General features: G+C 35.4%; 5 protein-coding genes. All 5 read right to left on the reverse strand.

Translation table 11 applies throughout. The annotated features are described in order from the left end of the window. Window positions 1-453: 453 nt before the first annotated feature. The 5 genes from V7014_RS26115 to V7014_RS26135 all read right to left on the reverse strand — a co-directional run bounded on the left by V7014_RS26115 (window position 454) and on the right by V7014_RS26135 (window position 5,928). A complete protein-coding gene (locus V7014_RS26115; RefSeq protein ID WP_335511872.1) occupies window positions 454-798 on the reverse strand; it encodes a VOC family protein in 345 nt (114 codons plus the stop codon). Between the two features lie 437 nt (window positions 799-1,235). After that, window positions 1,236-2,300 carry a butyrate kinase gene (buk, locus tag V7014_RS26120; protein ID WP_335511874.1) on the reverse strand — a complete coding sequence of 355 codons (1,065 nt, stop codon included), beginning with the start codon at window positions 2,298-2,300 and terminating at the stop codon, window positions 1,236-1,238. 27 nt (window positions 2,301-2,327) lie between these two features. Further along, window positions 2,328-3,218: a bifunctional enoyl-CoA hydratase/phosphate acetyltransferase gene (locus V7014_RS26125; RefSeq protein WP_335511880.1), complete on the reverse strand. Its 891-nt coding sequence runs from the start codon at window positions 3,216-3,218 to the stop codon at window positions 2,328-2,330. Window positions 3,219-3,461: 243 nt separating this feature from the next. Then, window positions 3,462-4,286, reverse strand: coding sequence for a helix-turn-helix domain-containing protein (locus V7014_RS26130; RefSeq protein WP_335511876.1), 825 nt, complete (start codon window positions 4,284-4,286; stop codon window positions 3,462-3,464). 274 nt (window positions 4,287-4,560) lie between these two features. Next, complete coding sequence (locus tag V7014_RS26135) at window positions 4,561-5,928, reverse strand: aldehyde dehydrogenase family protein (protein ID WP_335511878.1); 1,368 nt, start codon at window positions 5,926-5,928, stop codon at window positions 4,561-4,563. Window positions 5,929-6,244 lie beyond the last annotated feature (316 nt).

The raw sequence follows: 6,244 nt of genomic DNA on the forward strand, positions 1-6,244 counted from the left end.
TCCCATTGGAAAAAACACCTCACATTGATTAGATATTTATTCAATACCCGTTTTTCAACGAAAGGTGTTTTTATTTGTCTCATTTTTTTAGGTCAGTGCCATTCCAATCTAAGGGGCTTTTTACAAACATATTGGATATTTAGAAAGAATCTATCATGTGAGTGAACATCTGTAAATGTAACAGGTGATGCCTCTACTGCGGTTGTTGTGAATGCTTTAGAAGTGAAAAGGAAGGAAAGAATAAATATCTACTAATGTAATTGTGTATATACTTTTTATCCCTTATAAATCACAGCACTTTACTCCTTACAAAAGGTACCTGCCCTTCACGTAGCAAATAAAAACTTCCAAGCCTTGGGGTCAGGGTCAGATACCTACCTTTCATAATACAGAGAAAATTACTACAATACGCTATCTACCCAGCAATAAATAATCATTTCCATCTTGAAAGCCTTATTTAGCATTAACATCCGGCTGATGCAGTCCGAAAATATTACCCTCTGTATCAAAATAATATCCCTGCCAAGCCATTCCAGGTAAAGCATGTTTTGGCTTTGCAACTTTTCCACCAAGTTTAAGGATTTTAGCTTCAGATACATCATAATCTGAAGCACTTTGCCTCTGCATTAAAGCACCATTGATTCCAAGTTCATTTTCACTTCCTGTCATTGCCCCAAAATAAGGCATTCCAGCATAGTCGCTCCAGTCTTGAAATGTCCAGCCAAATATCTCTCCATAAAACGTCTTTGCCTGTTCCATGTTATTTACATGAATCTCGAAATGAACAACTCTTCCCATAAATAACCTCCTCAAAATTTTAAAGTTTGTAATACACAAACGAACTGAAATTTCACATTTCATTTACATGCTTTTCCACCAATTCACTTTATTAAACAGTTCTTCACTAAGTAGTTAACAGTATGTTCAATTAGTTCATTTAATATTTTTCAATTTAAACTATACTTGATATTAAATCATAAATTCTAGTTTGAGTTATCCAGTATAGTCTTCATTTTCACTTCAATCGGATAACTAACTCTTGTTCCCATAGAAAAAACACCTCACATTGATTAGATATTCATTCAATACCCATTTTCCAACGAAAGGTGTTTTTATTTGTCTCAATTTTTTTAGGTCAGTACCGAGATTGTTTTTTCGACTTCAGTATCTTTTTACAAACATATTGGATATTTAGAAAGAATCTATCATGTGCGTGATAGAATATTTTTTAAAAACTACGCTAATTCTTTGATCATTTCTTCTCCACGAAGAGACTCTAAAGCACCTCGAGCAAGAGATTTCATTTCATTTTCACCTGGATATACTGCAATAGGAGCAATAAAACCACAGTTATCTTTAATTTTCTGTACAACATATTTGGAATTGGCAATACCTCCTGTAAGCAATATCGCATCAACATCGCCACTGAGTACCGTACTCATAGCCCCTATTTGCTTACATACTTGATATATCATTGCATCAAGACACAATGCTGCATTTTCATCCGTTTTCGCTTTCTCTTCTATAGCTCGAACATCGCTCGTGCCAAGGTAAGCAACAAGTCCGCCTTCTCCATTAATCATTTTTGTCACTTCTTCATACGTGTACTCTCCTGAAAAGCACATTTTAGCTAATGCACCTGCTGGTAAACCTCCTGTACGATTTGTGGAAAAAGCGCCATCTCCATCTAATGCATTATCGCCATCAACCATACGACCTTGTTTATGAGGAGCTACTGAAATCCCTCCACCAAGATGAGCTACAACTAAGTTGAGTTCATCATATTTAAGTCCATTCTCACGAGCATATCTCTTTGCTGTAGCTTTATGATTTAAAGCATGAAAACAGCTTTGACGAGGAAATAGTGGATGACCGGACAATCGTGCTATAGAATCGAATTCATCAGTAACGGGAGGATCTACTACTAAAGGAATGACCCTACTATTTCCACACATTTCATAAGCTATTTTACTGCCCAAATCACAGGCATGACGGCCGTACGTACCACTAGCTTGCTGAATAAGCATCTCATTGGTAATGCGGTATACACCCGATTCTAAAGGTTTTGTATTACCTCCACGGCTAACAATCGCATCCAGTGATGATTTCTCAATTCCATTAAACTTAAGAAATTTTTCTACACTTTCTTTACGATATTTGAACTGATCCATTATGTCAGGAAATTTCACAATATCTCCTGTAGGATGATTTTCTGTTATACTGCTTATACAAATATCGTCTTCATAATAAGCCATTTTCGTTGACGTTGATCCTAAATTTATAGCTAAAATTCTATACATGTTACCACCTCTTTATTTATATTTTTCTTAAGAAACATAAGTTGCTAAAGCAATTGAAAGGAGCTTCCCTTCCATCGACTCCGTTCTCGATGTGAATACGATTGGAACAGCAGTACCTACAGTTGCAGCTACTACAGTCTTTTTCGCCATATAAGTAAGTGATTTAGTCAACGTGTTACCTACCGTAAGATTCGGTACAACAATAATATCAGCTTGTCCAGCGACTGGACCTGTTATGTTCTTAGTTCTCGCCGCTTCAACAGAAACAGCGTTGTCAAGAGCAAATGGACCATCAACAATACACCCTTTGATTTGCCCTCTCTCTGCCATCTTGCTTAGCACTGCCGCATCAATTGTATCTTGCATATTTGGATTAACGACCTCAAGTGAAGCAAGCACTGCAACCTTTGGTGTTTTAACACCAAGCTTATGAGCTAAATCCACGGCATTTTCCAACACTTCTTTTTTTCCATTTAAATCAGGATTAACTGTAATTGCACAGTCTGTAATAAACATTAGCCCCCCCTGATCCTCTTTATCTAACACAGAAATCTGCGTAATATGTTTTCCTATGTTAAGCCCTTTTTCTTTGTTTAATATAGCTTTAAGAAAAACAGATGAGTGAAGCATGCCTTTCATAAGCACTCCAGCGTCTCCATTCACTACTAAATCAACAGCACGATCCGCTGCTTTCTTATGGTCTTTTTCATCAACTATTTCAACTTTTATTTTCAAGCTATTCTCTGAAATGATGTGTTCTATCTTTTTTCGATCACCAACTAAAATAAACTCAGCAAGGTTCATTACTTCCGCTTTGGCGATTACCTCTAAAATATCTAAGTCATCAGCTGCGACAACAGCCACTTTCTTAGAGGCTTTGTCTTTAGCTAGTTCCATTAATTGCTCTAAACTCTTCACGTGCAAGGCTTTACCCCCTTTTATTTACTGAATATTCGAAATAAAATACAGCTCCGTTCTCTACTGAGACCAAATACAAGTTTACATCTGACGTCCGACGACTTATCCACAGTAAAACTTCTATCAAGTTAAAAAGCTTTCATTATTAAAGTGAAAAGGTGGCTGACACGATTTCTTGTTCTTATTCAACCACCTTTGGTGTAGTTGTTAAACTTTTCCGTAGAAAAATGTTTATAGAAATGACTATACAATATTCTTTCTAAACCTTTTTGGACTTATTGTTGCATATGATTTAAAGTCATTAATAAAATGAGCTTCATCAAAATATCCATTTTCATGGGCAATTTCTGCCATGTTGTAATTCTCTTTTTTATTCAATAGCATATTTGTAGCACTTTGAAATCGAATAATGTTCATGTATTTTTGAGGTGAAATGTTATATGCAAGCATAAATTTTTTTCTACAATATCGTTTACTATATCCCGTAAATCTTTCAATATCATCCGTAGATAGAGATAAATAATTCTTATAAAGGATCATAGCTAAATATTCTTCCATACTCATCTCATAGTCATAATCCACCCATTGTTTAATGAAATGATCTTTAAATAGAGCAACTCTTTCATTGAATGAAGATGCTTCCGCTATTTTAAACTCAAGATCATTAGTTTCTAATACATCCTTCAGTTCAAATTGATTTTCAAAGACTTCTGCCGGAGAAGCTTTCCATCCTTTTGTACCAAAAGAGGAATAAGGTTTCACACAAAAATATGTGGTGTATGGTTCCAATGTTATTTTCTTCAATTTACTGTTAATACCTAAGAAAAGAGCATCAGCTTTTGATGAATCACATTTGAATATAAAGCTTGAACAATGTTCTGGAATTATATTAATCTCCGTTTTCTCTACATTTTCAGTTGTAAATTGATAGAATAGAGCATTTGACTTTGTACAAACTGGATTAAGATCTGTTAGTTTTTCAATATAATCCTTTGAATTTAGCCGTATCCATGGTTGAATTGGTGGCAATGCGTGTTTAATAATTTCTTCTAAATCAGCAATTTTCACTACAACCCACCTCCATATAAAGTGAATCTTTAATCGGTGGGGGAGCGTCCATCCCCCCACCGATCATTAGTTGAACCATTCGGGTTCTTACTGGCGCTTTATCTCCCGCTTAAGCGCCTTCGCTTTTACTTTCGTTTTGAAGCGGGAGTCTTAGCGCCGGTTTGAACGGGATAAATATTTCATATTAAACGAAAGAAATGAATCTTCAGTTTGCCTCTATATACAGAATATCAGTATTCCCTAAATTAAAGCGCATACATTTTTGACCATTATGTTACTTAGACCATATCTCTTCAGCTGTTAGCGGCTTCCCTTTACGTGGAGATGCAATGGTTGAAATATTGATAAGATGTTTATATGTCAAGTTTTCAGAAATACTGTTATTTCCCCATGAACCACATCCAATACTTGATGTAGGATTCAAATGACTTGTCATCCCCACTCCAGTTGCTGCAAGTCCTGGAAGGTTAATTAACAATCTGCTTACTGGTAGAGTAACACCTGCATAATCGATATACTTCTGATCATTTGAGTAAAGGACCGTAGTATGTCCAGCACCTTGATAAAGAAGATTAGTCTTCGCCATATCAACAGCCTCTTCGAACGTATCATAAGTAAGTTCGGCAATGATCGGGCTCAGTTTTTCACCACATAACATTTCTTCTTGTCCAAATTTATGTGCCTTTAAGACAATAACTTTTGTTTCTTCAGGTACTTTTACACCAGCTAGATCAGCAATCATTTCGGCATTTTTTCCAATGATAGTTGGGGATAAATGTCCATCTACAAAAATAACATTTTTAAATTTCTCAATAATTTCATCATCTGCACTGTAATATGCACCATTTCGTTCCAATGCAGCGATCATTTCCTGTTCATTATTTTTCGGTACAATAATTGATTGCTCTCCAGCACAAATCAATCCATCATCGAAACTTCTACTTTCAACGATATTTTTCGCAACTTTATCAAAGTCATGATAGTCATCACCAACAATAACCTGTACGTTTCCTTGACCAACACCAAATGCTGGTTTACCACTTGAATTCGCAGCATTAACCATCGCTGACCCTCCGGTTGCAACGACAATATTAGCTACTTTCATTAAAGCTTGTGTGTGTTCAATACTTGGTTCTTCAATAATTTGAATAACATTTTCAGGAGCTCCGAGTTTTCTTAACGCTTCGTTCATTATTTCCACAGTATGAACAGAAACATTTTTTGCTCGAGGATGAGGAGAAATAATGACCGTATTTCTTCCTTTTATCGCCAGCATAGCATTTCCTAATGCTGTAAGTGTAGGATTAGTAGTTGGAATAACACATGCAATAACGCCTTTTGGATGTGCAACGTGCATTAATTCTTTTTCTTCATCTCTATCTATAATTCCAACGGACTTTTTATTTTTCATAGTTGTCCAAATACCTTGTCCGATTTCAATATTTTTTACAATTTTGTCCTTATAATTGCCCATCCCCGTCTCTTTAACCGCTTCTATAGCTAATTCTTCTGCATGATCCGCAATAGCAAGAGCAATTGCTTTACACATTTCATCTACCTGTTCCTGTGTATAACTTTCAAGCGCTTTCAATGCTACTCTCGACTTCTTAGCCAGTTCTTCAACAATTATATTTACACCCATGATGTTCACCTCATGTTTTTTATTTTCTTATGCAATTTCATTCTATTGCAGCTTCAAAATAAAAAATTGTAAAAAAGGGCACTGATTTGGAAATGTTTTTTTGGATGGAGACTTGAGGAGATTTACTATTACGACATAGCTTATAGCATGCATAGTGGATCAAAAAAAATACAATGTCCTTTGTACATCCGTACTCCCTCATTTATTTTAAAAATAGATTGCTTTTCTCTATTCATCTGAATAATCTTCTCTAACTATTAATAGTGATATAATTTTAGCTAAACTCAAATATTTTATAGTCACTTTTGAAAATACA

It is taken from the genome of Bacillus sp. JJ722 (assembly GCF_036963345.1).
Lineage (GTDB): Bacteria > Bacillota > Bacilli > Bacillales > DSM-1321 > Bacillus_AD.

Coding starts and splice junctions, on each gene's coding strand:
- V7014_RS26115 (WP_335511872.1), bottom strand. CDS start 798: ATGGGAAGAGTTGTTCATTTCGAGATTCATGTAAATAACATGGAACAG.
- buk (WP_335511874.1), bottom strand. CDS start 2,300: ATGTATAGAATTTTAGCTATAAATTTAGGATCAACGTCAACGAAAATG.
- V7014_RS26135 (WP_335511878.1), bottom strand. CDS start 5,928: ATGGGTGTAAATATAATTGTTGAAGAACTGGCTAAGAAGTCGAGAGTA.